This window comes from Pseudomonas triticifolii, from assembly GCF_014358015.1.
GTDB lineage: Bacteria > Pseudomonadota > Gammaproteobacteria > Pseudomonadales > Pseudomonadaceae > Aquipseudomonas > Aquipseudomonas triticifolii.
Genome location: NZ_JACONV010000012.1, coordinates 105,688 through 132,346, shown reverse-complemented (window position 1 = coordinate 132,346; position 26,659 = coordinate 105,688). Strand labels below are relative to the sequence as shown.

At 59.5% G+C, this 26,659-nt stretch carries 27 protein-coding genes and 1 pseudogene; 17 read left to right on the top strand and 11 right to left on the bottom strand.

Features of this window, described 5'->3' with window-relative positions:
• Positions 1-233 precede the first annotated feature (233 nt).
• Positions 234-2,189 carry an acetate--CoA ligase gene (acs, locus tag H8S56_RS16590; protein WP_187519230.1) on the bottom strand — a complete coding sequence of 652 codons (1,956 nt, stop codon included), beginning with the start codon at positions 2,187-2,189 and terminating at the stop codon, positions 234-236.
• Between the two features lie 345 nt (positions 2,190-2,534).
• Here acs and H8S56_RS16585 point away from each other — a divergent pair, with 345 nt between their 5' ends.
• Complete coding sequence (locus H8S56_RS16585; protein WP_187519229.1) at positions 2,535-2,801, top strand: DUF2790 domain-containing protein; 267 nt, start codon at positions 2,535-2,537, stop codon at positions 2,799-2,801.
• 93 nt (positions 2,802-2,894) lie between these two features.
• On the opposite strand, the gene H8S56_RS16580 is transcribed toward H8S56_RS16585, so the two are convergent.
• Positions 2,895-4,454 carry a sigma-54-dependent transcriptional regulator gene (locus tag H8S56_RS16580; protein ID WP_187519228.1) on the bottom strand — a complete coding sequence of 520 codons (1,560 nt, stop codon included), beginning with the start codon at positions 4,452-4,454 and terminating at the stop codon, positions 2,895-2,897.
• A gap of 274 nt (positions 4,455-4,728) precedes the next feature.
• On the opposite strand from H8S56_RS16580, the gene phhA reads away from it, so the two are divergent.
• From phhA to H8S56_RS16550, 6 genes are all read left to right on the top strand, one after another.
• Positions 4,729-5,526: a phenylalanine 4-monooxygenase gene (phhA, locus tag H8S56_RS16575; RefSeq protein WP_187519227.1), complete on the top strand. Its 798-nt coding sequence runs from the start codon at positions 4,729-4,731 to the stop codon at positions 5,524-5,526.
• 44 nt (positions 5,527-5,570) lie between these two features.
• On the top strand, positions 5,571-5,927 hold the full coding sequence (locus tag H8S56_RS16570; RefSeq protein ID WP_024693999.1) for a 4a-hydroxytetrahydrobiopterin dehydratase: 357 nt from the start codon (positions 5,571-5,573) through the stop codon (positions 5,925-5,927).
• Positions 5,927-7,123 carry an amino acid aminotransferase gene (locus H8S56_RS16565; RefSeq protein WP_187519226.1) on the top strand — a complete coding sequence of 399 codons (1,197 nt, stop codon included), beginning with the start codon at positions 5,927-5,929 and terminating at the stop codon, positions 7,121-7,123. The genes H8S56_RS16570 and H8S56_RS16565 overlap by 1 nt, the downstream gene beginning before the upstream one ends.
• A gap of 44 nt (positions 7,124-7,167) precedes the next feature.
• Positions 7,168-7,542, top strand: a complete 375-nt coding sequence (locus tag H8S56_RS16560; protein WP_187519232.1) for a hypothetical protein — start codon at positions 7,168-7,170, stop codon at positions 7,540-7,542.
• 88 nt (positions 7,543-7,630) lie between these two features.
• Positions 7,631-7,810, top strand: a complete 180-nt coding sequence (locus H8S56_RS16555) for a hypothetical protein (RefSeq protein ID WP_187519225.1) — start codon at positions 7,631-7,633, stop codon at positions 7,808-7,810.
• 169 nt (positions 7,811-7,979) lie between these two features.
• The gene (locus tag H8S56_RS16550; RefSeq protein ID WP_024688791.1) at positions 7,980-9,188 is read left to right on the top strand and encodes an MFS transporter; all 1,209 of its coding nucleotides are present in this window, start codon (positions 7,980-7,982) and stop codon (positions 9,186-9,188) included.
• 4 nt (positions 9,189-9,192) lie between these two features.
• Here the strand turns inward: H8S56_RS16550 and H8S56_RS16545 are convergent, their stop codons facing one another.
• Positions 9,193-9,939: a GntR family transcriptional regulator gene (locus tag H8S56_RS16545; RefSeq protein ID WP_187519224.1), complete on the bottom strand. Its 747-nt coding sequence runs from the start codon at positions 9,937-9,939 to the stop codon at positions 9,193-9,195.
• Positions 9,940-10,049: 110 nt separating this feature from the next.
• Positions 10,050-10,421, bottom strand: coding sequence for a hydroxyisourate hydrolase (gene uraH, locus H8S56_RS16540; RefSeq protein ID WP_408003822.1), 372 nt, complete (start codon positions 10,419-10,421; stop codon positions 10,050-10,052).
• Positions 10,422-10,790: 369 nt separating this feature from the next.
• Here uraH and puuE point away from each other — a divergent pair, with 369 nt between their 5' ends.
• The 6 genes from puuE (at position 10,791) to H8S56_RS16510 (ending at position 16,338) form a co-directional block, all read left to right on the top strand.
• Positions 10,791-11,720: an allantoinase PuuE gene (gene puuE, locus H8S56_RS16535; RefSeq protein WP_024694001.1), complete on the top strand. Its 930-nt coding sequence runs from the start codon at positions 10,791-10,793 to the stop codon at positions 11,718-11,720.
• A complete protein-coding gene (uraD, locus tag H8S56_RS16530; RefSeq protein WP_187519222.1) occupies positions 11,717-12,256 on the top strand; it encodes a 2-oxo-4-hydroxy-4-carboxy-5-ureidoimidazoline decarboxylase in 540 nt (179 codons plus the stop codon). Before puuE ends, uraD begins: the two co-directional genes overlap by 4 nt.
• Before the next feature lie 16 nt (positions 12,257-12,272).
• Complete coding sequence (gene alc, locus H8S56_RS16525; RefSeq protein ID WP_024688786.1) at positions 12,273-13,268, top strand: allantoicase; 996 nt, start codon at positions 12,273-12,275, stop codon at positions 13,266-13,268.
• 70 nt (positions 13,269-13,338) lie between these two features.
• Complete coding sequence (locus tag H8S56_RS16520; protein ID WP_187519221.1) at positions 13,339-13,863, top strand: ureidoglycolate lyase; 525 nt, start codon at positions 13,339-13,341, stop codon at positions 13,861-13,863.
• Positions 13,864-13,890: 27 nt separating this feature from the next.
• Positions 13,891-15,174, top strand: coding sequence for a urate hydroxylase PuuD (locus H8S56_RS16515; RefSeq protein WP_024694002.1), 1,284 nt, complete (start codon positions 13,891-13,893; stop codon positions 15,172-15,174).
• A gap of 378 nt (positions 15,175-15,552) precedes the next feature.
• Complete coding sequence (locus H8S56_RS16510; RefSeq protein WP_024688783.1) at positions 15,553-16,338, top strand: outer membrane protein OmpK; 786 nt, start codon at positions 15,553-15,555, stop codon at positions 16,336-16,338.
• Between the two features lie 124 nt (positions 16,339-16,462).
• Here the strand turns inward: H8S56_RS16510 and H8S56_RS16505 are convergent, their stop codons facing one another.
• A complete protein-coding gene (locus H8S56_RS16505) occupies positions 16,463-17,371 on the bottom strand; it encodes a DUF808 domain-containing protein (protein ID WP_024688782.1) in 909 nt (302 codons plus the stop codon).
• A 236-nt stretch (positions 17,372-17,607) separates the two neighbouring features.
• Between H8S56_RS16505 and H8S56_RS16500 the strand changes: the two genes are divergently transcribed.
• The gene (locus tag H8S56_RS16500; protein ID WP_187519220.1) at positions 17,608-18,087 is read left to right on the top strand and encodes a transketolase; all 480 of its coding nucleotides are present in this window, start codon (positions 17,608-17,610) and stop codon (positions 18,085-18,087) included.
• Between the two features lie 4 nt (positions 18,088-18,091).
• Here the strand turns inward: H8S56_RS16500 and H8S56_RS16495 are convergent, their stop codons facing one another.
• Positions 18,092-18,598 carry an Lrp/AsnC family transcriptional regulator gene (locus H8S56_RS16495; protein ID WP_024696181.1) on the bottom strand — a complete coding sequence of 169 codons (507 nt, stop codon included), beginning with the start codon at positions 18,596-18,598 and terminating at the stop codon, positions 18,092-18,094.
• Positions 18,599-18,768: 170 nt separating this feature from the next.
• Here H8S56_RS16495 and H8S56_RS16490 point away from each other — a divergent pair, with 170 nt between their 5' ends.
• Entirely contained in the window at positions 18,769-19,785 is a 1,017-nt protein-coding gene (locus H8S56_RS16490; RefSeq protein ID WP_024696180.1) for a 1-aminocyclopropane-1-carboxylate deaminase, read from the top strand.
• A 265-nt stretch (positions 19,786-20,050) separates the two neighbouring features.
• Here the strand turns inward: H8S56_RS16490 and H8S56_RS24950 are convergent, their stop codons facing one another.
• From H8S56_RS24950 to H8S56_RS16470, 5 genes and pseudogenes are all read right to left on the bottom strand, one after another.
• On the bottom strand, positions 20,051-20,755 hold the full coding sequence (locus H8S56_RS24950; protein WP_408003823.1) for a methyl-accepting chemotaxis protein: 705 nt from the start codon (positions 20,753-20,755) through the stop codon (positions 20,051-20,053).
• Positions 20,756-20,794: 39 nt separating this feature from the next.
• Positions 20,795-21,979: pseudogene (locus H8S56_RS24945) on the bottom strand (methyl-accepting chemotaxis protein); the annotation flags it as partial.
• A 239-nt stretch (positions 21,980-22,218) separates the two neighbouring features.
• Positions 22,219-22,701: a DUF2269 family protein gene (locus H8S56_RS16480; RefSeq protein WP_187519218.1), complete on the bottom strand. Its 483-nt coding sequence runs from the start codon at positions 22,699-22,701 to the stop codon at positions 22,219-22,221.
• A 2-nt stretch (positions 22,702-22,703) separates the two neighbouring features.
• Entirely contained in the window at positions 22,704-23,831 is a 1,128-nt protein-coding gene (locus H8S56_RS16475; RefSeq protein ID WP_187519217.1) for a saccharopine dehydrogenase NADP-binding domain-containing protein, read from the bottom strand.
• A gap of 64 nt (positions 23,832-23,895) precedes the next feature.
• Entirely contained in the window at positions 23,896-24,864 is a 969-nt protein-coding gene (locus H8S56_RS16470) for a threonine dehydratase (RefSeq protein ID WP_187519216.1), read from the bottom strand.
• Positions 24,865-24,969: 105 nt separating this feature from the next.
• On the opposite strand from H8S56_RS16470, the gene H8S56_RS16465 reads away from it, so the two are divergent.
• On the top strand, positions 24,970-25,767 hold the full coding sequence (locus H8S56_RS16465) for a helix-turn-helix transcriptional regulator (protein ID WP_187519215.1): 798 nt from the start codon (positions 24,970-24,972) through the stop codon (positions 25,765-25,767).
• Positions 25,768-25,871: 104 nt separating this feature from the next.
• A complete protein-coding gene (locus tag H8S56_RS16460; protein WP_024686502.1) occupies positions 25,872-26,498 on the top strand; it encodes a glutathione S-transferase family protein in 627 nt (208 codons plus the stop codon).
• The last annotated feature ends 161 nt before the right edge of the window (positions 26,499-26,659 follow it).

Sequence of the window (26,659 nt, the reverse complement as noted above, 5' to 3'; positions counted from 1 at the left end):
CCCCCCCCCCCCCCCCCCCCCCCCCCGCCTCCCACAGCCCCTTGGTTGCAGCAGGACTTGTGTAGAACGATGGGCGCGGAACAGGAGTAATCACTAAAGTCCGCCGCAACACCGATCATGCCCACACGGGTCCAGATGACTCGGCTGACGTAAATATTGAAGACGCGGAAGGCTGAGAGAGGCATTCCCGCGCGGGCGCGCGGGAATGGGCCAGAGAGAGGCAGGACTGCCTGTCAGGCAGCGCTCATGGCCTTGTGGGTCTCGATCAGGTGCTGCACGACACCCGGATCGGCCAGGGTGGAAATATCGCCCAGTGCGTCATACTCGCCGGTCGCGATCTTGCGCAGGATGCGGCGCATGATCTTGCCCGAGCGGGTCTTCGGCAGGCCGGGTGCCCACTGGATGAAGTCAGGCGAGGCAATCGGACCGATTTCCTTGCGCACCCAGTTGCGCAGTTCGACGCGCAGCGCATCATCAGCCGTTTCACCGGCATTGAGCGTGACGTAGACGTAGATGCCCTGCCCTTTCAGATCGTGCGGCACCCCGACCACCGCCGCTTCGGCGACTTTGGGGTGCGCGACCATCGCGCTTTCGATCTCGGCAGTGCCCATGCGGTGGCCGGACACGTTGAGCACGTCATCCACACGGCCGGTGATCCAGTAGTAGCCGTCCTCGTCGCGACGCGCGCCGTCACCGGTGAAGTACATGCCACGGAAGGTCTTGAAGTAGGTATCAACGAAGCGATCATGGTCGCCATACAGCGAGCGCGACTGACCTGGCCAGGAATCGAGAATCACCAGATTGCCTTCAGCCGCACCTTCGATCAGGTTGCCTAGGTTGTCCACCAGCGCCGGAATCACGCCGAAGAACGGACGCGTCGCCGAACCTGGCTTGAGCGCGGTCGCACCCGGCAGCGGGCTGATGAGGATGCCGCCGGTTTCGGTTTGCCACCAGGTGTCGACGATCGGGCAGTTTTTCTTGCCGACGGTGTCGTAGTACCAGCCCCAGGCCTCTGGGTTGATTGGCTCACCCACCGAACCCAGCAGGCGCAGGCTGGAACCATCTGCACCTTCGACCGAACGCGTGCCTTCGGCCATCATGGCGCGAATGGCAGTCGGCGCGGTGTAAAGAATGTTGACCTTGTGCTTGTCGATGATTTTCGACACACGGGTAATGTCCGGGTAGTTCGGAACACCTTCGAACAACAGCGTGGTAGCGCCATTGGCCAGCGGGCCGTAGACGATATAACTGTGGCCTGTGACCCAGCCCACGTCCGCCGTGCACCAGTAGACCTCACCCGGTTTGTAGTCGAATACGCGCTCGTGGGTCAGTGCTGCGTAAAGCAGGTAGCCGGCCGTAGTGTGCAGCACACCTTTGGGCTTGCCGGTGGAACCGGAGGTGTAAAGGATGAACAGGGATTCTTCAGCGCCCATTTCCTTGGGTGCGCAGGTGCTCGATGCCACTTCCAGCAGCGCGTGATACCAGATGTCACGATGACGGTTCCACTCGATCTCGCCGCCCGTGCGCTTGCAGACGATGACCTTCTGCACGCTGCTGGTTTCAGGGTTGGTCAGGGCACGGTCGACGTTGGCCTTCAGCGGGGTTTTCTTGCCGCCACGCAAACCTTCGTCAGCGGTGATCACGACTTTGGAACTGCAATCGATGATGCGGCCAGCCAGCGCTTCCGGTGAGAAGCCGCCGAACACCACCGAGTGAATCGCACCGATCCGGGCGCACGCCAGCATGGCGACCACAGCCTCGGGAATCATGGGCATATAAATAGTCACCACATCGCCGCGGTGCACGTCCTGGCCACGCAGGGCGTTGGCGAACTTGCAGACTTCGGCGTGCAGTTCGCGGTAGGTGATTTCACGATGCTCGGAAGGGTCGTCGCCTTCCCAGATGATCGCAATGCTGTCGCCGCGCTCTTCCAGATGACGGTCCAGGCAGTTGTAGGCAACGTTCAGCGTGCCATCAGCGAACCACTTGATATCGACACGGTGATCGTCGAAGGACGTCTGTTTGACGTGGGTGAAGGGCTTGATCCAGTCGAGGCGCTTGGCCTGCTCACGCCAGAAGCCATCGGGGTTGACCACCGACTGCTGGTACATGGCCTTGTAGGTTGCCTCATCCGTCAGCGTAGTCGCTGCGACTTCTGGGCGGACGGGGTACAGGGAAGCTGCACTCATCTTGGTTACCTCGGTGGATAGTTGTTGTTTTATGACTCCGTTGTATCCCGCCCCACCTGACAGGACCATTCGACGTTGGTCTTACCGGCCAGGATCGTGAGGCGCATCCCTTCAAGCCTGGCTCGACCACCGGCACTACCGGATGATTGTTACCATTTCGATGAAAAGGCTTATCAAAAGCCTTTATATATGTCGCGCTGTCAGAAGCTTAGAATCACTTCCGCCAACACGGCAACTACCAGACGCCCCCACACAGGCCCGGTTATTTAATCAATCCCTCGTAATGTTCCCTGAACTCGATTATTCGTCAGGCGCATTCGCTCGCACTCAAGAAGGTAAACAGCAATGAAAGCTTCCCTCGCGATTCTGGCACTTTGCGGTCTCAGCACACTGGCCATGGCCGAAGAATCGCAAACCAAAGTCGCCGCGCAACAGGCACGCGTCGAGCAATATACCTACGGCACTCATCTGGATATTGCCAGGGTCATTTCCATCAGCAAGATCCCCGACATCTGTCAGGTCGTACCGGCCCGCATGGTGTATGAAGACTCTCAGGGCAAGCAGCACATCATGGGTTACCAGGTCATGGGCAACGGCTGCAGCAACGGCTGATACCCGCTCGATGGGCGCGACGCCTCGCACTTCATTGATGCGGGGCGCCTTCTGCTTCGTCAGGCCATTACGCTCTTCGGTGGACGCATCGCGCTATTCAACTGGCCTGCCCAGTTCGTAATCGCGCAACTTGTTGGCAATGGTTGTATGTGAAACACCCAGCCGTTTACCCAATTGCCGACTGCTGGGGTATTGCGCATACAGTTGTTCGAGTACCGACTTTTCAAACCGACCCACAATAGCGTCAAGCCCGCCATCCAGAGACACGTCAGTTAATGTTTGCCGCACGCCATAATCAGGCAACCGGATATGTTCGGCCTGTACCTGAACGCCGTCGCACAACGAAACAGCCTGGAACAACACGTTTTCCAGTTGCCTTACATTGCCCGGCCAATGGTACTGACTGAGGCGTTTCAAGGCAGCAGGCGCGATGCCTGGCAATGCGCAGCCGATCTGGCGACTGGCCTGATCAAGAAAGTGCTCAACCAGAGGCGTCAAACCATCCAGGCATTCACGCAGCGGCGGGATGTGCAGCGTCAGCACATTAAGCCGGTGGTAGAGGTCTTGCCGAAAGACACCCTTGGCACAGAGTTCAGACAGATCGACTTGTGTCGAACACATCACCCGCACATCCAGATACATGTCTTCGTCGCTGCCCACACGGCGAAAGCAGCCGTCCTGAATGAAGCGCAGCAACTTGGCTTGCATGCGTGCGCTCAACTCGCCGACTCCATCGAGAAACAGCGTGCCACCTGCCGTGAGCTCCAGCAGCCCCAACCGGCCTTCAATACGCGCGCCCTCGAACGCACCGGGGTCGTAGCCAAACAGCTCGGTCTCGGCCATTGACTCGGACAGCCCTGCACAGTTGAGCGCCATCAACGGCGACTGCCCACGCGGGCTGGACAGGTGACAGGCGCGAGCCAGCAGCTCCTTGCCGGTTCCGGTCTCGCCTTCGATCAGCAACGGCGCGTCCAGCGGTGCCATGCGCCGCGCCTCACGCACCACCGCAGCCATGACCTTAGAACTCTGAAAGATGCTGTCGAAACCGCGCAGCTCCTGCTTGCGCACGTGGTAGATGCGCTCGCCGACCCGATCGGCCCGGTGCAGGGTCAGTACCGCGCCAGCCATCGCCTCGCTGTCGTCGTGCTCGGACTGCAACGGCGCGATATCGGCCAGAAACACATCGCCGCGCACCTTGATGCGCAGGCCATTGATGCGTGACTTGTTGGCACGCACCAGCGCCGGCAGGTCGAAATCTTCGGCATAACGCGACAACGGGATGCCAGGCACTTCATCGACCCGCACGCCCAGCAATTGAGCGGCAGCCCGATTGGCGGCGACGATGGCGCCAGCCATATCAATGGACAACACCGGAAATTCCAGAGCACCCAGCAAAGCATTCAGTTCCATGTGGCGGCGCTCGCTGGGCATCAGCCCGACCCGCTTGACGCCGAACACGCCGGTGATCGCTTCGAACCGGGGGCGCAGCGCCTGGAACTGCAGGTTGATCAGGTTCGGGCAGTGCAGATAGATCGCGTCGCCATGCTCACCGCCCACCTCGCCCCTGGCCACGTTGACGCCATAGGCAACCAGCAGATCAAGAATGTCGCGAAGAATGCCGACGCGATTCTGGCAATGGACCTTGATGCGCATGGGGGTAAGCCCTCTCGGCGTGGATATTTTTGTTATTGATAAAAGTCTAGCGTCAACAATACGTGACAGCCCAACGCAATGGCGCGCTCGCAAAGCCGTATTTTGTCTGGAAGCCGCACCGCGCGTAAAGATTTCGTTACGCATGCAAACCCAAACGCCTGATGCTGGACACGGAATCGCGCTGACGCCGCAGAGGATTTGCGCTATTTCTGGGCCATGGCAATGGCGACACAAGCCGCTTTATAAAAATAACAGTGCTCTTCAGGAGACACCCATGGCCCAGACGAACTACGTAGCGCGCGAGCCCGACGCGCAGGGTTTCATCGATTACCCGGCCGCCGAACACGCGGTCTGGAACACCCTGATCACTCGCCAGATGAAGGTGATCGAAGGCCGCGCCTGTCAGGAATACCTGGACGGTATCGAGCAACTCGGCCTGCCTCATGACCGCATCCCGCAACTGGGCGAAATCAACACCGTGCTGGCTGCCACCACTGGCTGGCAGGTCGAGCGTGTACCCGCATTGATTCCGTTCCAGACCTTCTTCGAGCTACTGGCCAGCAAACGCTTCCCGGTGGCGACGTTCATTCGCACCGAAGAAGAACTCGACTACCTGCAGGAGCCCGACATCTTTCACGAGATCTTCGGCCACTGCCCGCTGCTGACCAATCCGTGGTTCGCCGAATTCACCCACACCTACGGCAAGCTCGGCCTGAGCGCGACCAAGGAACAACGGGTGTACCTGGCCCGCCTGTACTGGATGACCATCGAATTCGGCCTGGTGGACACGCCGCAAGGACGCAGGATCTATGGTGGCGGCATTCTGTCCTCGCCCAAGGAAGCGGTGTACAGCCTGTCGTCCGCGCCGGAACACCAGCACTTCGACCCACTCGAAGCAATGCGCACGCCTTATCGCATCGACATCCTGCAACCGGTGTACTTTGTCCTGCCCGACCTCAAGCGCCTGTTCGATCTGGCGCAGGAGGACATCATGGGTCTGGTCGAGCGCGGCATGCAGATGGGTCTGCATGCACCTAAATTTGCGCCTAAAACCAAAAACCACGCGGCCTGATCGTCTAATCGACTGACGGCTATGCGTCCAAAAGGAATCCGTTCATGACTACACTCAATCAAGCCCACTGCGAAGCCTGCCGCGCCGATGCCCCGCAAGTCGACGAAGCCGAATTGCCGGCGCTGCTCAAGCAGATCCCGGACTGGAACATCGAGGTGCGCGACAGCGTCATGCAGCTGGAAAAAGTCTTTGTGTTCAAGAATTTCAAGTTTGCGCTGGCCTTTACCAATGCGGTCGGCGACATTGCAGAAGCCGAAGGTCACCACCCGGGCCTGCTGACTGAATGGGGCAAAGTGACCGTGACCTGGTGGAGCCACTCAATCAAAGGGTTGCACCGTAACGACTTCATCATGGCTGCCCGGACCGACGAGGTGGCCAAAGACGCCGAGGGACGCAAATAATGCATTTCAGGGACATCCAGCGTGTACCAGGCGATCCGATTCTGGGCCTGATCGAGGCGTATGCCAACGACACCCGTCCTGACAAGTTCGATCTGGGCGTGGGTGTCTACAAGGATTCACACGGCCAGACTCCGGTGCCGCGCGCCGTGAAAGCTGCCGAGCAGCGCCTGGTCGACAGACAGATGACCAAGACCTACATCGGCAGCCATGGCGATCTGCGCTTCGGTACGCTGATCAGCGAACTGGTGCTGGGCGGTAATTCGCCGCTCATCAAGACCCGGCGCGCCGGTGCGACCCAGACACCGGGCGGCACGGGCGCGTTACGTCTTGCGGCGGACTTCATCGCCCAGTGCCTGCCCGGCAAGGGCATCTGGCTGAGCGACCCGACGTGGCCGCTGCATGAAACCATCTTCAACAAGGTGGGCCTGACAGTAAGCCATTACCCGTATGTCGGCAGCGATAACCGTCTTAACGTCGACGGCATGCTGGACGCCTTACGCCAGATACCGCACGGCGACGTGGTGCTGCTGCACGCCTGCTGCCACAACCCGACCGGCTTTGATCTGTCGCATGACGACTGGCGCGAAGTGCTGGCGATTGTGAAAAAACGCGACTTGCTGCCCCTGATCGATTTTGCCTACCAAGGGTTCGGTGACGGTCTGGAAGAAGACGCGTGGGCCGTCCGCCTGTTTGCCGAAGAACTGCCAGAACTGCTGATCACCAGTTCGTGTTCGAAGAACTTCGGTTTATACCGCGAGCGTACCGGCGCGCTGATTGTCTGCACCGACGATGCACAAAAGCTGCTCGATGTACGCAGCCAGCTGGCAAGCATCGCGCGCAACCTGTGGTCCAACCCGCCAGATCATGGCGCCGCCGTCGTGGCAGAAATTCTGGGTGACCCGGCACTCAAAAGTCTGTGGGCTGACGAAGTCGAGGAGATGCGTCAGCGTGTGGCGCAATTGCGCAGCGGACTGCTCGAAGCCTTGACCCCGCTGGGCCTGGGCGAGCACTTTGCCCACATTGCGCTGCAACGCGGGATGTTTTCCTATACCGGCATCACGGGCGATCAGGTCAAACGCCTGCGTGACGAGCAGAGCGTGTACATGGTCAGCGATGGACGGGCCAACATGGCGGGGATCGATGCCAGCCGTCTGGATCAACTGGCGCAGGCGATTGCTGCGGTTTGCAAGGAGTGAAGGCTGATCGTTGATGCCAGGCACACTATTTGTGCAAGGGCCATTTGCCCCTTCGCGAGCAAGCTCGCTCCCACCTGCTGAGTTTGGCTGGTGGGCAGACTTGTCCGCGAATATCTGCTGCCAAATCATCCGGCCGGGACAGTGAAATCACGTTTTTGTTTCGCCGTTCGGTCGATCAGTTGAAAAAAATATCGGGATTGTCATTTTCAGTGGGTTATCCTGCGCAGGCTTTTTTAAAGCACGGTTCTATCTGCAACCCCTTGCGAGGAGCGATGACGATGCATGAAATCCCTAACTTCCCACCAGGCCAACAGGAACCACAGCAGTCGACCCTGGCTCAACAAGAGCTTGGTCAAGCTGCCGCAATGAAAGCAGCACCCTCGGCTCAAGACAGCCAGAAAGCCCGAAGCAAAGACTGAAGGCGATTGTTTTCAGGCGTATCGAAAAACGGTTCTGCCGATTTTCAATACGCCTGGAAAACCAGCGAACAGGCACACAGAAAACCTCATGAGTGATTTCTCCGAAACCCAGGCCAGCGCACTGATCGGCACCGCTGAAAAGATGATCGAGATCTGGTCACGTCTGAGCCCGGAAAAACAGCAAGCCCTGCTGGCACGTTTCGGCACCCAGGAAAACGCGCTGGCCGCACTGGTCACCACGCAACTCGTAGCGCCTGCCCAGCCTTGATCTGACCCCCCCCCCTTCTCACAGATTTTATTTCAATCTGTTACCTGCATCGCCCGATGCACCGTTATGATGAGCCTATCGAAAGCTTGCTAAGCATTTCCCGCACGCTTTCCCGTTGCACGGCTCGAACGCTCCACGTCCCTCCGTTACCAGAATGAAACCTATCTCCATGCCCGAGACACACACCGCTGCACCGCAAACCCCGATGGCTGTCACGCTGACGGTGGTCTCCATCGTCATGTTCACCTTCATCGGCTACCTGAACATCGGTATTCCACTGGCCGTCTTGCCCGGTTACGTCCACAGCGACCTGGGTTTTGGCGCGGTGATGGCGGGCCTCGTGATCAGCGTGCAGTACCTGGCCACACTGGTCAGTCGGCCTTGGGCGAGCCGGATCATCGACAACATGGGCAGCAAGAAGGCCGTCCAGTTTGGCCTGGCGGGTTGCGGTCTGAGCGGCGTATTCATGCTGGTACCGATCTGGCTGCAAGCGTGGCCGATGGCGAGTCTGGTGGTGCTGTTGATCGGTCGGGTGATTCTGGGCAGCGCGGAAAGCCTGGTGGGTTCGGGCTCGATTGGCTGGGGCATCGGCCGGGTGGGCGCGCAGAATACTGCGAAAGTCATTTCCTGGAACGGTATCGCCAGCTATGGCGCGCTGGCGATCGGAGCGCCGCTGGGCGTCTGGATGGTCAATGAACTGGGCCTGTGGACCGTGGGCGTGAGCATCATGCTGCTGTGTGCAATCGGCCTGCTGCTGACCTGGAAGAAGCCGGGTGCGCCTATCGTGCACGGCGAGCGCCTGCCGTTCATGCATGTATTGGGACGCGTCTTTCCTCACGGCATGGGGCTGGCACTGGGCGGCATCGGGTTCGGCACCATCGCGACATTCATCACCCTTTACTACGCCAGCAACCACTGGCCCAACGCCGCACTGTGCCTGACCCTGTTTGGTGGCAGCTTCATCGCAGCGCGCCTGCTGTTTGGCAACCTGATCAACCGTCTGGGCGGCTTTCGCGTGGCGATTGTCTGCCTGTCGGTTGAGACGCTGGGGCTGCTGCTGTTATGGATGGCCCCCACACCAGGCCTGGCGCTGGCCGGTGCGGCGTTGTCGGGATTCGGTTTTTCGCTGGTGTTTCCAGCACTGGGCGTGGAGGCGGTCAACCTGGTTCCCGCTTCCAGCCGTGGCGCAGCCGTAGGCGCCTACTCACTGTTCATCGACCTGTCGCTGGGCATCACCGGCCCACTGGCCGGGGCCATTGCGGCGGGTTTCGGCTTTGTGTCGATTTTCCTGTTCGCCGCATTTGCCTCGTTGAGCGGGCTGATCCTGAGCGTGTACCTGTACCGTCAGGCTCAGGCGCTGAGGCAGCAGAAAGGCTGACGCGTCATTTGGTTTTTTTCTTGCCCAGCAGGTGCGAGAACACAGCCTGCAAGTCATCCGAGATCACGTCCTCGTCCAGGTTGAGCTTGCTGTCGATGTGATCCATGTGATGCATCATCAACTCGACCGCCCGTGCTGCGTCACGGGCTTCGATAGCGTCGATCAACTGGCTGTGTTCGTCGTAGGAACAATGCGTGCGGTCGCCGGTTTCGTACTGAGCAATGATGAGCGATGTCTGCGAGACCAGGCTGCGCTGAAAGCTGATCAAGGGCGCGTTTCTGGCCGCAACGGCCAGTTGCAGGTGAAATTCACCGGACAGCCGAATGCCCGCGCCACGATCACCACGAGAAAAACTGTCGCGCTCATCGCTGACCATCTGGCGCAATTGGGCCAGTTGCTCGGCAGTCGCGTGCTCGACAGCCAGTTCGGTGATGGCTTTTTCCACCAGACGCCGGGCGAAGAATACCTGCCGGGCTTCCTCGACACTGGGGCTGGCAACCACCGCGCCACGATTGGGCCGCAGCAACACGACGCCTTCATGCCCCAGACGCGACAAGGCGCGACGAATGATGGTGCGACTCACGCCAAAAATCTCGCCCAACGCCTCTTCGCTCAATCTGGTGCCCGGTGCCAGGCGCTGCTCAAGGATGGCGTCGAAGATGTGCGCATAGACCACGTCATCCTGAGTCAGACTCTGGCTGGCCTTGGCAGGTCGCATCGGTTTATTGAGGGGCAGGGACTGATCGTTCATGAGCTCTCGTGCGCGGAGGGAGGACGGCGTCGCAACGGGCGCATTGTACACAGGGCAAAACCGGAAAGGCGCGCAGAAAAAAGCCCGCAGTGTGCGCGGGCAAGCGAGTGTCAGCTGCCCCGATACGTCGAGTAGCTGTAGGGCGAGATTAACAGCGGTACGTGAAAATGAGGCTGATCTGCATCAATGCCGAAACGCAGCACCACCACATCGAGAAAGGCCGGCTCATTCAACACCACGCCTCGCGCCCGGTAATAATCGCCTGCATGAAAGTGCAACTGGTAGACACCCGAGCGATATCCATCGCCCTGCAGCAACGGCGCGTCGCAACGGCCATCGGCGTTGGTGATCGTGCTGGCAACCTTGAGCAGTTGCTCGCCTTCAACGCGATACAGTTCGATGACGATGGCGACGCCGGGGCAGCCGTGCGCTGCGTCCAGTACGTGTGTGGTCAATTTTCCCAAGACGTTGCTCCTTGCCATGAGGATCGCGACGAAACTGCACCAGCGAGGTGCTGACTGCTGTGCGGATGCGACCGATTAAGACACTTTTCAAAAACCGTGTACACGCTGGGCTTCAGGCCTTGCGGATCGTAACGGCGCTACATAGCGCCTGACCACACCAGAATCATTGAAACAAAGGAAATTCATCAGTTTTTTCTGATTAAGCTGACCAGTCAGGCAGGTTTCTTGCTTGTATTGTTTACGCAGATTCTTCGCACAGCAGGCATCGCGAATGATGACGGCATGCGAGGTTACAATTTCAAAATTAAATTGTATACAATCCTCGCACTCGAGACGCTTGCAAGCGCTCGTACCGAACCTGATTTCACGCACATAAGGAAGCCTGCAGTGAGCGCCGACTACCCACGCGACCTGATCGGATATGGCAACAACCCGCCACACCCTCGCTGGCCGGGCAATGCGCGTCTTGCACTGTCGTTCGTGCTGAACTACGAGGAAGGCGGCGAGCGCAATATCTTGCATGGCGACAAGGAATCCGAAGCTTTCCTGTCCGAAATGGTCGCTGCGCAGCCGCTGCAGGGACAGCGCAACATGAGCATGGAATCGCTCTACGAATACGGCAGCCGCGCAGGTGTGTGGCGCATTCTCAAGCTGTTCAAGCAGTTCGATATCCCGCTGACGATCTTTGCCGTGGCAATGGCCGCGCAACGTCATCCAGACGTGATCCGCGCCATGGTCGCCGACGGTCATGAAATCTGCAGCCACGGCTACCGCTGGATCGACTACCAGAACATGGACGAGGCTCAGGAACGCGAGCACATGCTTCAGGCCATCCGCATCCTCACCGAAATCAGCGGCGAACGTCCGCTGGGCTGGTACACCGGCCGCACTGGCCCTAATACCCGTCGGCTGGTGATGGAGGAAGGCGGATTTCTCTACGACTGCGACACCTATGACGACGACCTGCCCTATTGGGAGCCGAACAATCCGACCGGCAAGCCTCATCTGGTGATCCCGTACACACTGGACACCAATGACATGCGCTTCACGCAAGTGCAGGGTTTCAACAACGGCGAGCAGTTCTTCCAGTACCTCAAGGACGCGTTCGACGTGCTCTACGCCGAGGGCGAGGACGCTCCGAAGATGCTCTCCATCGGTCTGCACTGTCGCCTGATCGGCCGTCCTGCCCGCCTTGCCGCACTCAAGCGGTTCATCGAGTACGCCAAAGGCCATGAACAGGTGTGGTTCACACGCCGGGTCGATATTGCCCGTCACTGGCACGCCGAGCACCCCTTCAAGGCCGAGGCTGCGCAATGACCGCCTTTGCCAACTTCACGCCTTCGAGCCTGAGTCGCGAAGCCTTCATTGCGACCTTCGCAGACATCTACGAGCACTCACCCTGGGTTGCGCAGCAGGCGTATGACCTCGGGGCGCATGCCGAACTGGATCACATCGAAACCCTGCATGCGCGCATGAGCGATATCCTGCTCGATGCCACGCAGGCGCAACAATTGGCACTGATCAACGCTCACCCGGATCTGGCGGGCAAGGCCGCCGTCCAGGGGGAGTTGACCGAAGCCAGCAGCAATGAACAGGCCGGTGCCGGCATCCACCTGTGCACGCCTGAGGAGTTTCAACGCTTCACCGAGTTGAATGAGGCTTACAAGGCCCGCTTCGGCTTTCCGTTCATCATGGCGGTCAAGGGCAGCGACAGGCACAAGATCCTGGCGGCGTTCGAACAACGCATCCATCACTCACCAGAGGCCGAGTTCGCTTGCGCCCTGGCCGAGATCAACACCATCGCACTGTTCCGTTTGCAGGCGCTTCAAGCGCTGCGCTCATCCAACGTTTAGAAGGCAGACAAGAAGCATGAAAGTTTACGCCGCACCGTTCGAGAAGTTCGTGAATCTGGCTGATGCGCGTCTGGGCACAAAGGTGCTGTCCGTGACCGACGACTGGTTCGCCGATGCCAACCGCCTGTTCCAGCCGACACCCGCGGTCTGGAAGGAAGGCGTGTTCGACGACAACGGCAAGTGGATGGATGGCTGGGAATCGCGTCGCAAGCGTTTTGAAGGTTACGACAGTGCGGTCATTCGTCTGGGCGTGGCAGGCACCATAAAGGGCGTGGACATCGACACGTCGTTCTTCACGGGCAATTTTCCGCCGTCCGCCTCGCTGGAAGCCTGCTTTCTGGCCTCGGGCGAGCCCGACGAGAACACCGCCTGGACTGAAGTGCTGCCGTCGGTGGAGCTGAAAGGCAACAGCCATCACTATCATGAGATCAGCCACGATCAGCCGTTCAGCCACTTGCGCTTCAACATCTATCCGGACGGCGGCGTCGCACGTCTGCGGGTGCATGGCGTGCCGCATCGCGACTGGACCACGGTCGGCGACAGCGAGCAGATCGATCTGGTGGCGGCGCTCAATGGCGGACGCTCGATTGCCTGTTCGGACGAGCATTACGGCAGCATGAGCAATATTCTCAATCCAGGCCGTGGCGTGAACATGGGCGATGGCTGGGAGACCGCTCGCCGTCGCACGCCGGGCAATGACTGGGTCATCGTGGCGCTGGGGCATCCGGGCGAAGTCGAAAAAGTCATCGTCGACACCCTGCACTTCAAGGGCAACTACCCAGACAGTTGCTCGATCCAGGGTGCTTTCGTGAAGGGCGGCACCGATAGCCAGATCGAAACCCAGAGCCTGTTCTGGCGTGAACTGCTGCCCAGCCAGAAGCTGACCATGCACGCTGAGCACGCGTTCGCCGAGCAGATCAAAGCCATTGGCCCGATCACCCACATCCGCCTGAACGTCTTTCCCGATGGCGGCGTTAGCCGGTTGCGGGTGCTGGGCAAGGTGTCGCGATAGGCGTTTGCATAAACGCACATCCGTGCCCGTACAGGAACGATCATCTCGAACCCTATAAAGAAGAACCCGCATGCGCAAACTGACAATCGAGCCGCTGACCAAGGAAGCCTTTGCGCCGTTCGGTGATGTGATCGAGACCGATGGCAGCGATCATTTCATGATCAATAACGGTTCGACCATGCGCTTTCATCGTCTGGCCGAGGTTGAGACCGCGCAGCCGGACGACAAGGCGATCATCAGCATCTTCCGCGCCGAGGCGCTGCCGATGCCGTTGACCATCACCATGCTGGAGCGACATCCGCAGGGCACTCAGGCGTTCATACCGCTGCTCGGCAATCCTTTTCTGATCGTGGTCGCGCCCCTTGGCGATGCACCTGAACCAGAGCTGACCCGCGCCTTCGTGTCCAACGGCAGGCAGGGTGTCAATTACCATCGCGGCGTCTGGCACCATCCGGTGCTGACGATCGAAAAGCGGGATGACTTCCTGGTGGTTGATCGCAGTGGAACCGGCAACAACTGCGATGAGCATTACTTTGCAGAGCACCCGTTGATGGTGCTCGATCCCGACTCCCAGGAAGGGCCTGAGCACCCGTGAAGTGGTGACAGGTATCAGGTAAACACCGTGCAGGCACATCTGATGGAATGGCTGAATCTCGGCGTACGCTGGATTCATATGATTGTGGGCGTCGCCTGGATCGGCGCATCGTTCTACTTTGTCTGGCTGGAAAACAACCTCAACCGCAAGAACCCGCGTGACGGGCTCTCAGGGGATCTGTGGGCCATCCATGGCGGTGGCATCTATCATCTGGAGAAATACAAGCTCGCGCCGCCGACCATGCCGGAGAACCTGCACTGGTTCAAATGGGAAGCTTACTCAACCTGGCTGTCGGGCGTGGCGCTGTTGTGCGTGGTGTTCTATGCCAACCCGACGTTGTACCTGCTGGCACCGGGCAGCAGCCTGTCGGGCGCGGAAGGCGTGCACATCGGACTGGGTTCACTGTTCGTCGGCTGGTTCATTTACAGTTTTCTGTGCGACTCGGCGCTGGGCAAGCGCCCTGCTCTGCTGGGTCTGATTCTGTTCGTTCTGCTGGTCGCAGCAGCCTATGGCTTCAGCCAGGTGTTCAGCGGACGCGGCGCGTACCTGCATGTCGGGGCGATCATGGGCACCATCATGGTCGGCAACGTGTTCCGCATCATCATGCCGGCGCAGCGCGCGCTGGTCGCCGCCATCGCGGAAAACCGCACCCCGGACCCGAGCCTGCCCGCCAAAGGCCTGCTGCGCTCACGGCACAACAACTACTTCACCCTTCCGGTGCTGTTCATCATGATCAGCAACCACTTTCCGAGCACGTACGGGAGCGAATACAACTGGCTGATTCTGGCAGGCATTGCGCTGCTGGCCGTCTTGGTGCGGCATTACTTCAATACCCGGCATGATAGCCATCGCTTCGCCTGGACCTTGCCCGTTGCCGCGCTGGGCATGCTGTGCCTGGCGTACGTCACCGGCCCTGCGCAACCACATCAGGTTACCAAGATCGTCTATCAACCGTTGCCCGGCACCGCCGTCGGCGGGCATCGCGCCGATGAGAAACCCGCCACACCGGTCGCCGCACCTGCCCAGCCGGAGCCAGCCAAGGTGGCCAGTGCAGGGTTCAGTAAGGTCAACGAAGTGATCCAGCAACGCTGTGCGGTCTGCCACTCGGCCAAACCCACCAGCCAGTTGTTCAGTGTTGCACCTGCCGGCGTGATGTTCGACACGCCCCAGGAAATCCAGCAGCAGGCGCCACGCATCAAGGCCCAGGCCGTGACCTCACCGATCATGCCGCTGGGCAACATCACCCAGATGACCCCGCAGGAGCGCGAGCTGGTCGGTGCCTGGATCGATCAAGGCGCGAGGCTGGATTGAGTCAGCGTGGCGACAGTCAACCTGAATGTCGCCCCGTTTTCGCTCCAGCCGCCCTGTGCTGGAGCACTTGAGCCCTTGAGCGCGAGCCAGTATCCTGCGCCGCCGCTGCAAACCGACCGATCAATGAACACCTCGTTGCTCATTTCCCTCCAGCCAACTCACTGACTGGCAGGTCGCGCGTCTGTTGCCCATGGAAAAGTGCTCAAACCGACATCCTGGTGTCGGTTAAAGGATGACTGCGGCTGTTTTTCAGCAGTTGGCGCAGCTCTTGCTAACTACTCAAAGCTGACCAAACAGACAAATTATTACACCCCCGGACAAGGCGTCATTCAGAACGCCGGTCTGCACCATCATGATCTAACTCAAGGGATACACTGAATGAACCGTACTCTTTCCAGCGTGTTACTGGCCAGCAGTCTGCTGGCCGCAGCGCCAGCCATGGCGGAAGATATTTTCCAGTGGCAGAGCAATAGCCTGACCTATCTCAATGGACGGGACTTCACTGTCAATCCGCATATCCAGCAGACGTTTACCTTCGAACATGCCGACAGCTGGAAGTACGGCGACAACTTCTTCTTCGTTGACAAGATCTTCTACAACGGCAAGAAAGATGCAAATGCAGGCGATAACACCTACTACGGCGAGTTCTCTCCACGTTTGTCGATGGGCAAGATATTCGGTCAGAAGTTTGAGTTCGGCCCGATCACCGATGTATTGCTGGCCGCCACTTACGAGTTCGGCGAAGGCGATAACGAGTCTTACCTGATCGGCCCCGCGTTCGACCTGAAGATTCCGGGCTTCGATTATTTCCAGCTCAACTTCTATCAGCGCCAAACCGAAGGCAACCGCCCGGGCGACGGCGTGTGGCAGATCACGCCAGTGTGGTCGTACACCATTCCGGTAGGCAAATCGGATGTGTTGATCGACGGTTTCATGGACTGGGTCGTCGACAACGACGAGACCTCACGCGGCACGTACCACTCCAACCTGCACTTCAACCCGCAGATCAAATACGACCTGGGCAAAGCGCTCAACTACCCGGAGCGTCAGTTGTACGTCGGTATCGAGTATGACTACTGGACCAACAAATACGGCATCAAGGACACCAGCTCCTTCGATACCGACCAGAACACCGCGAGCCTGCTGGTGAAAGTGTTCTTCTGATAGCGCGCGTGGGAGCGGACTTGTCCGCGATGAACGATGATGCGGTTTTCTGATACACCGCGTCGACGCCATCGCCGGCAAGCCGCCTCCCACAGTTCACACGGAGCCTGAGGAACGATCAGTGTCAGGCTCTGGCGGCCTTCCACGCCTTACCCGCAAAGGTCACGATCAACACCAGCAGCGCACCGGCAATGATGCCCGCAACCGCATCGACCAGCGTCGGCACGATCACCGACAATCCACCCACAGTACCAGCCGCACTTGCCGTAACGCCCTCGACCCAATGGTGGGCGAATGGCAGGCCATGGACCAGGATCCCGCCACCGACCATGAACATGGCGGCAGTGCCGAGGATCGACAGCAGTTTCATCAGCACCGGTGCCAGCCACAACAGGCCAGCGCCGAGTTTCTGTGCGAATGAACTGGCGCTTTTCTTCAAGTGCAGCCCCAGGTCGTCGAGTTTCACGATACCGGCGACCAGCCCGTAAACGCCAACCGTGATCAGCACCGCAACTATGACCAGCACACCGACCTGATCCATGAACGGCCGTGTCGACACTACGCCCAACGCCAGCACGATGATTTCCGCCGACAGAATGAAGTCGGTACGAATCGCGCCTTTGATGCGTTCCTTCTCGAACGCGACCATGTCCACCGACGCATCGGTCGTGGCCTGCTTGCGCTGTTCGTGTTCCTCACCGTTTTCCTTGTGCAGCCACTTGTGGGCGATCTTTTCGAAGCCTTCGAAACACAGGAACGCGCCGCCGATCATCAGCAACGGCAAGATCCCCCACGGGGCGAAGGCACTGATCAGCAGCGCCGCAGGCACCAGAATCGCTTTATTGAGCAACGAGCCTTTGGCCACGGCCCAGACCACCGGCAATTCACGGTCGGCGGATACGCCGGTCACCTGTTGCGCATTGAGCGCCAGATCATCACCCAGCACGCCTGCGGTCTTTTTCGTGGCCAAGGCCACGTCATCCAGCAGCGTTGCAATGTCGTCAAGCAGGGTAAGCAAGCTTCCAGCAGCCAAAATCAAAGTCCTTGAGCAAGTAGAAAAAACAAAACCGGTGCGTATTGAATCACAAGCCACCACCGTGCGGCATTGCAAAGCATTGAGCCTATGACCCCGGCGACACGGGAACGTTAGGCTCTGTACGAAAAGTCGGCGAGCGCAGCCACTTTTCGTACAGAGCCTGGGCCGGTGGCACGACTACTGCTTTGCAACCCGACCAGACGAGCGACGCAATCGACCGCAAGGGGCTGTTCATGACGAATGATTCACAGCGAGCGCAATGGATGAAATCCGTGTCGCAGGAGACCGGGGTGATCATCATTTCCAACGCAAATCTGTCGGCACGCCTGGTCGAGTGCCTGTCTCGCGAACTCAGCGACTGGCCGCAAGTGGCGTGGCTGATGATCAGACAATCGGCAACGCTGGAAGATGAATGGCTGGACGCTGAAAACCGCCTGTTCGATGCACACCGGGTGTCCGAATGCGAAATCAGCCAGTTGCTGGGGGCGATCCCCAAGACCTGCTACTTGCTGGACGTCGAGGCCAGTCACCCTGCTCATCTGGCATGGCTGGGCTCGGTCTGTGGGCACAAGATGCACTTTCTGGAACTGATCCGCCCCGAAGAACAGATGCCTTCCAGCAACTCGCCACAGGCTCAGGTGGAAGAAATCCTCGCTGCAGCCCGCTTCCTGATGAGGTGCTACCTGCAGGAGCATTACCTGTCGCCGGACTGATCGTTCAAAGGGGGATGTGGGTGGTCGACAGCACCTGGCGCAGCCCCATGAACGAGCGGATCTGCCGAACGCCCGGCAGGTACAGCAACTGCTCGGCATGCAGGCGGTTGAAGCTCTGGCTGTCCTTGGTGCGCAGCAACATGAAGTAGTCGAATTCACCGGTGACCACATGGAACTCCATGCACCCGGACACCTTCTGCGCAGCCGCTTCGAACTGGGCGAAGGAATCCGGCGTCGAGCGGTCCAGCACCACACCGATCAGCACCACCATCCCCGCATCCAGCACATCACCATTGAGCAACGCCACCACACCCTTGATGACCCCGCTTTCCTTGAGCCGCTCCACACGCCTCAGGCACGCGGGCGGGCTGAGCCTGACCTTTTCCGCAAGCGCCACATTGGAGATGGACGCGTCACGCTGCAGTGTCTTGAGGATCGCGCGGTCAATCCGGTCCAGCGGCGGCGCGGCATCGGATGTCAGCTTTTTGCCGCGTTCATTTATTGCTTTCATCTGACTTTTCACAACATTAAATAAGGTTTAAGTGACCTTACACTATGCTTAATTTCTTATTTGAACAATTCTTTGCAACCACGCTTATCGGGCGATTTTCTATGATGGGACCCATCTCAGGCACAGCGTAAAACCCCGTGTCTGGATCCCCCTCTCAACGGAGACTCGATATGAACCTGAGTAAATTCAAGCGCTACCCTCTGACGTTCGGTCCCTCCCCCATCACTCCGCTCAAGCGCCTGAGTGAGCATCTGGGTGGCAAGGTCGAGCTGTACGCCAAGCGAGAGGACTGCAACAGCGGCCTGGCCTTTGGCGGCAACAAGACGCGCAAGCTGGAATACCTGGTGCCCGAGGCCATTGAGGGGGGATATGACACCCTGGTGTCGATTGGAGGCATCCAGTCCAACCAGACCCGTCAGGTGGCCGCGGTCGCTGCGCATCTGGGCATGAAGTGCGTGCTGGTTCAGGAGAACTGGGTCAACTATTCGGACGCCTTGTACGACCGGGTCGGCAACATCGAGATGTCGCGCATCATGGGCGCTGATGTACGCCTGGATTCGGCCGGCTTCGATATCGGCATTCGTCCAAGCTGGGAAAAAGCCATGGCCGATGTGGTCGAGAGTGGCGGCAAGCCCTTCCCGATCCCGGCGGGCTGCTCGGAGCATCGATTGGGTGGCCTGGGGTTCGTGCGCTTTGCCGATGAAGTGCGTCAGCAGGAAGAAGAGTTGGGCTTCAAGTTCGACTACATCGTCGTTTGTTCAGTGACCGGCAGCACCCATGCGGGCATGCTCGTGGGCTTTGCCGCCGACGGTCGAGCACAACGAGTCATTGGCATCGATGCCTCCGCCAAGCCGGACAAGACCCGCGAACAGGTGCTGCGCATCGCTCAGAACACGGCAAAACTGGTCGAACTGGGCCGGGAGATTACCGCCGAAGACGTGGTGCTGGACACCCGCTACGCCTACCCCGAGTACGGGCTGCCCAACGAAGGCACGCTGGAAGCCATCCGCCTGTGCGCGCGTCTGGAAGGCGTTCTGACCGACCCGGTCTATGAGGGCAAGTCGATGCACGGCATGATCGACATGGTCCGTAACAGCGAATTCCCCGACGGCTCGAAAGTGCTCTACGCCCACTTGGGCGGCGTGCCAGCCCTGAATGCCTACAGCTTTCTATTCAAGGACGGCTGAGGACACTCGCAGATCGGTCATCAGGCCATCGACCGCCCGCGAACATCGCGGGCTTTTTGGTTATGTGTTGGTGGCTTAGACGGTCAGGCCCTCATAGACCGATACGTCTTCAAGAGCGGCTTTACCTTCTAAGCGAGCTAAAACGGCGAAATGATTGCCGCAAAGCACTCACCGAAAGGCGGGCTCGACACCCGCATCGGCAAGCCCGCCTCCCGGATAAAACGCTCTGGGCCTGCAACCTTGCCGCACGCCCGTTTCCCAGGCCTCAGATACGAAAGCGCGCCACCATGCTCTGCAGGTTGCCGCCCAGACGGGCCAGCTCCACAGTCGATGCCGCGCTCTGTTCGGTTGCCGCCGCGGACTGATCCGCGATATCCCGTACGCTGAGCACGCTGCGGTTGATCTCTTCGGTCACTGCACTTTGTTGCTCGGCAGACGCCGAAATCTGCTGACTCATCTGCTCGATGGTGCCGATCGACTGATTGATTTCCATCAGCGCCTGCTCGGCCTGGCGCGCCAGCACCACGGTACCTTCGGTACGTTGCAGGCTGGCATCCATCAGGCCGGAGGCAGCGCCCGTACCCTGTTGCAGTGCCAGGATCAACGCTTCGATTTCGGTGGTAGATTTCTGGGTACGCTGGGCGAGGGAGCGCACTTCATCAGCCACAACAGCAAAGCCGCGACCCTGCTCACCCGCACGGGCAGCTTCGATGGCAGCGTTGAGCGCCAGCAGGTTGGTCTGTTCGGCAACCGCCTTGATCACGTCGATCACACTGCCAATCTTGTTGCTGTCTTCAGACAGACGCCCCATGGCCTGACCCAGTTGTTTGACTTCGCCCGCCAACTGGCCGATTTCCCGTGTCGCGTGTTGCACCACACTGCTGCCATGAGCGGCACGCTCGCTAGCCTGTTTCGCGGCCCTGGAGGCGTCTTCGGTGTTGCGCGCGACTTCCTGGACGGTCGACGCCATCTCGTTCATGGCCGTGGCGACCTGATCGACTTCGTTCTTTTGCTGAGCGACGCCAGCACTGGTCTGCTCGCTGCCGGCAGACAGTTCTTCGGCTGCGGTCGCGATCTGCATGATGCCAGTGCCGATGCCGCCAATCAGGCCACGCAGCGACACCGTCATGTGCTGCATGGTGTTTTGCAGCAAACCCAACTCGTCCTGACGCGTCGTAACGGTGTCATGGGTCAGGTCGCCCTCGGCGATCCGGCGAGCGGCGATAACAGTGTCGTTCAAGGGCACGGTGATCTGGCGGGTGATGATGAACGCCGCGAAGATGCCGATCAGCAACACAACCAACGCCACACTCAACAACTGCACCACTGCGGTGTTCTGCTCGCGCTTGGCACTGACCAGTTGCGCGGCCGCCAGGTCGTCGGCACGGGCAGCCGTGGCGATGGACTGTTGCTGCAAGGCACTGCGCACCTGGTCGGTCTGCTGCAGCATCTCGGAGATCGACGCCATCAGCACCTTGTATTGCTTCAAGGCACTCAGGGCGGTGTCCACTGCGCCGTTGGCCTCGGCAGGCAACTGGTCGCGAGCGGCAGCCAGTTGCGCGATCAGCGCATCGGCCGCACTGAAGGTTGCCTGACGGTTATCGGCAGACGGAATACTCAGGTAACGGCGGAAGATCAGACGGAAGTTGGTCATGCCGTTGCGCAGGTCCCCGGCGACTTTCACTTGTTGAATACCCGACTGGCTCGGCGCCCGCACGGCGTCGTCGATGGTTTTCTGCAGCAGGTTTTCGAACGTTGCACTGACATCGTCCGAGACCTTGATCAACGGTTTTAACGCGTCATCGACTTTCTGGTTGATGCTGACCAGTTGATCGAACGTCTGCTTCAGGCCCCCGACCTGTTCCTTGATGTCACGCAGTTTGTCCAGATTGCTCGAAACGACAAATACCTTGAGCCCCCGCTCGACACTGTCACCCAACGTGCCCAGCGCGCTGGCGTAGGTCTGCACGCCGGCGGCGCTTGGACCCGTTGCGTAGGCCTGAGCGGCAATTCGGGCATTGAGCACATCGCCCTTGATGGCGGCAACCTCGCCACTTTTGCCCAGACGCTCGATCAGCAGGTTGGTACTTGAGTAACCAATCGCCGTGACCGTGAGTACGCCCAGCAGGGTCGCGGCAAAGCCCAGTCCGAGCTTGTTGCTGACTTTCAAGTTGTCCAACCATGTCGCGCTCATAGCGTGTGTGCCTTCGATTTTTCGGAATGCCCGTGAATCGGCGCTGAGCAGATGAACTTGATGGGAAACTTGATCGATATAACTGATCGACCGATAGATAGAACACAAAGCCCCTTGTTTCAGGGGCCTTCGCCAACATTAAGATTTATTTAACTTAGTGGGCTGAATCTTTTTCGGACGACTGGTCGCGCAGCGAACTGAAGTTTTCAGCAGTTCAGGTCTTTTTTTGATGACGGCAATCACTGAAACCACTGCACCAGCGTCATCTTGCTGACCATCATCAAAACAATCGCGAACATGCCGGAAAAACCCGCCACGCCGAGCCAGAACCATAGGCGATAGTGGACATGAAACTCATCGGGCAGCGCCCCGCCCCTTTCAACCGCCTGTTCAGCAAGCCGTTCGAGGCGTTTTTGCAGTATCAGAACCGGCAACCACAATGCGCCCACGCAGATGAAGATGATCAACGAGGTCAGCACCCAGTTGCTCAACAGGGACAACCCAGTGAGTTTCACCAGCCAATACCCGGTGATGATCTGAATGAACCCCGCCGGAGTGGTGATCCAGGCGTCGTAGCGCACCACCATTTTCGCCACATGGGCAATGACTTGCGCATTGGCACTGCGGCTGGCTGCGATCAGGTAGAGGTACGACCCCATGCCGAAGCCGAACAGAAAGATCGCCGCAATCACGTGCACATACTTAAGTATCAGATAAAGCATGGTCAGGCCTGTGCGCCCTTGAACTGCACGTCCAGCGAAATGTTGGCGGGTTCATTCATGGCCATCAGGTACTCATTCACCGTGATCTCGCCAACGCACGCACGTGCCCCGGGAAGCGGTCGGTAACCGGCGGCCATTTTTGTCGCCAAGGCCACTGCAGCGCAGCTGGGGATTTGCGGCCCCTTGTCGTTTAGAGCAGTCAGCAGCGCCAGCATGCGCAAAGGCTGACGGTTGTGATCGATTCCATCGACGTCTATGTACATCGCGCTTTTCTTGTCGCCCAGGTGTTCAAACCGGGTACCCCAGCGATGGAGCCGTGTCGCCCAGGGCGCAGGGTCATGAATCAGACCGCGGCGAACCGCCCAGGCCAACAGAAAATTGGCGATGCCGCCTGCCTTCAGTCCTGATCCGGCCTTGAAGCGCAGATTTTTTGCCGCGTAGCGCGTCGCAAATACATCAATGTCAGGCGCATCGACATTGGCCAGCAGCCGCGTCCCCATGCCCGGTATCTTGCGCAGCGTCAGGTCCATCCAGCCAGGCACCTGATGCACCTGCCCGTCCTTGAGCTGGTTGATCGGCTTTCCTGCATAGGCCAACACGCCCAGCACGGTAGACAGACCCGGCATTTTGGCTGCCGATGAAATGCCGTGCTCGATCGAATCGATGCGCAGAAAACGTTCGCGATGCTGATCAATGATGGCCGCCGACAGGGTCGGCACCGAACTGCAGCCGCTCAACACACTGACACCTGCCTCGCGCGCGGCGGCATCAAGGGTCGAGACCCCGGTCACAAATGCGCGGCAGTCCGACAGGTCGCAGTAGTTCACACCCGCTTCGATGCAATGACGTGCGATGGCATAGGATTGCTGCTGAAAAGGCCCGGCCGTGTGAATCACCAACTGGATGCCCATGGCACGAAGCTCGGTGGCCGTGCCCTCCTTCATTGCATCACCGCACCAGCTTTCGCAGACCTTGCCGCCCAGCGTTTGCAGCTCGGCGACCTTTTGAGCCAGCTTGCGACTGTCACCGCCCGAAATGACCAGCTCAACCATCGGCATCGTCACCAGATGGTCGCAGATCAAACTGCCAAAGTTACCGTAGCCACCAATGACCAATACCCGAAATGCCATTGACTCGTCCCTGATCTAATGTGAGCGCGCAATCTTACGCGATCGGCGACGGTTGCCGTATGGGTCAGGGCCATAACCCGGCGATCACCCTTGTATAAAGCTCGCGATCAATATTTCCTCCCGACAGAATCACACCGGCTTTTTTGCCCTGCATCTGTGCATGCTCCTGCATGAGTGCCGCCAGCGCCGCGGCCCCCGCGCCTTCGGTCAAATTGTGCGTATCGGTGTAATACACACGCATGGCCTCGGCGATCTGCGCCTCGCAGACCGAGACAATGCGCGCCGCGCCCGCCGAGTACACGTTGAACGCGTCTGCCACCGGCTTGCGCACCGCCAGGCCATCGGCAAAGGTCGTCGCCGATGCGGTTTCCTGCAGTCGCCCTGTCTCGAACGACTGCTTGGCAGCGTCGGCCTCAGTGGACACCACGCCCACCACTTCAGTCTCAAGCCCCAACGCGTCGCGGGCGGCAATCACGCCGCAGACGCCGGAGCCACAGCCGATGGGCACGTAAACCACATCCAGGTCCGGCACCGCGTTGAACAGTTCCAGGGCGTAGGTCGCCACCCCTTTGACCAGTTCTGGATGATAGGGTGGCACCAGATACAGCCCGTGCACCTGCGCCAGACGCGCTGCCTCCTCGCGGGCCTGGTCGAAATCCTGACCGCACTCGACGACTTCGCCGCCAAAGGCGCGCATGGCGCTGTTCTTTTCCACCGAGTTGCCTTGCGGGACCACAATCAGGGCGTGCAGACCCAGGGCACTGGCCGCCAGCGCAAGGCTCTGGCCGTGATTACCTCGCGTCGCGGTGACGATGCCCCGGACCTCTGGATGATTGCGTTTGAGCCAGCTCATGAAGGTGATGCCGCCCCGGACCTTGAAAGCGCCGGTCGGCGTGTGGTTTTCGTGTTTGACCCAGACACTGCAACCCAGCCGCTGTGCCAGCAAAGGCCAGGCATATTGCGCCGTGGCCGGCATTACGTCGTACACCTGGCGAGCCGCGCCTTCGATGTCTTGCAGCGTCAATCCATGCATGGTCATTGCTCTCGAATGTTTTGGCCCAGCCTAGGCAGAAAACGCGCCTGTGGCTTTCAGAAAACTGACCTGACTTTTACTGCGACGCCTGAGTACTATGCAGCCATGAAACCGCTCAAACGTCTGCAATCATCGCCCCCCGCCGAACCGGTTCGCCATGCCGAGGCCGGGCCGTGGAGGATCGAACTGCTCCCGCCTTCGGCCTATGAAGCCCGGTACGTGGCGGCCCAGTCTGCAGTGGGTTTTGCCTTCGATGGGCAGCACGGCGTGCATGCTATCGGCAGCGACCGGGTGATCCCCTTTCAGGCCATTGCCAACGGTCTGGCGTTTGTACCAGCAGGCTGTGACGTGTTCTCACAATCGCCCAAGGGCGGCGAGTACTTGCGGGTCATCCGTACTGACGGCAAGCCGCTGGCCGACGCCGGTCCGTTCAATAACCGCATCGACCCGCCCGCGATCAGCCTCGCGCAACGCATGCGCAACGCACTGCTGCGCATGTCCGTCGAAGCTGACTGGGAAGCCTGGGCCTTCGCACTGGTCGAACGAGCAACGGGCGCTGAGCATGCAGCCTGTCAGCCTCGTCCCTCACTCACCGCAAAGCGGCTACGGTTGCTGGATGAATACATCGAGGCAGAGCTGGACGGAACGCTGAGCGTGCAGGCAATGGCGAACGTGCTGGGCGTGTCAGAGGGGCATTTCATGCGTGCGTTTCGGGACACGACCGGCCAGAGCCCGCACAGCTATGTGATCGACCGACGCCTGGCGCGCGCAAGGACACTGCTGCGTCATTCAACCCAGAGACTGGCTGATATCGCTCAGGCTTGCGGGTTCTCATCGCAGGCCCACATGGCCACCGCCTTCAGGCAGCGGCTCGGTATCAGCCCGCGTGACATGCGGGCGTAACGACATTTCCTGACCTGTGATCGACGTCAATACCGATCAAGGGCACTCCCCGCCTCGACGACAGTCCTCTATTAACACCCTCACGTACCTGAAACGGAGCCCACATGATCACTGTTCACCACCTCAACAACTCACGCTCGCAACGCATTCTCTGGCTGCTCGAAGAGCTTGGCCTGCCCTACGAGATCAAGCGCTATGAGCGGGATACCAAGACCAACCTCGCGCCACCTGAACTCAAAGCCATCCACCCGCTGGGCAAATCGCCGGTGATTCAGGACGGCCCTCACGTCGTCATCGAGTCTGGTGCCATCGTCGACTACCTGATCCGCCGCCACGGTGAAGGCCGTCTGCAGCCCGACCCTGCCGGAGCCACGTACGATGAGTACGTGCAATGGCTGCATTTCGCCGAAGGCTCGGCCATGCTGCCCCTCATGCTCGACCTGTACGTCGGACGCCTGGGCGACGCTGGTGCGCCGTTGCACCCACGGATTGAATCGGAAGTGGCCAACTATCTGGGCTACCTGAACGAAGCCTTGGGCCTGACGCCTTACCTGGTCGGTGAAGAACTGACCGGCGCGGACATCCAGATGAGCTTCATCGGCGAACTCGCCAAGGCCCGCGGCAAGCTGCAGGCTTACCCCAACCTCGCCGCCTGGGTCGAAAAATTCCAGGCCAGACCCGCGTACCGCAAGGCCCTGGAAAAGGGTGGCGAGTATTCATTCGCAAAATAAAGCCGATGACTGCACGCCAGGCATGCAGTGACGCCTGACCCCGTCACTGCTGCTTTTCGCAATTGCCTCCCAGTGCCGCGATGCACGCCCGATACGCGTCTATGCTAGCTTTATCTGTTCAATCAAATCCGCTCTGGACCACCGAACAGCTCATCAGGCAG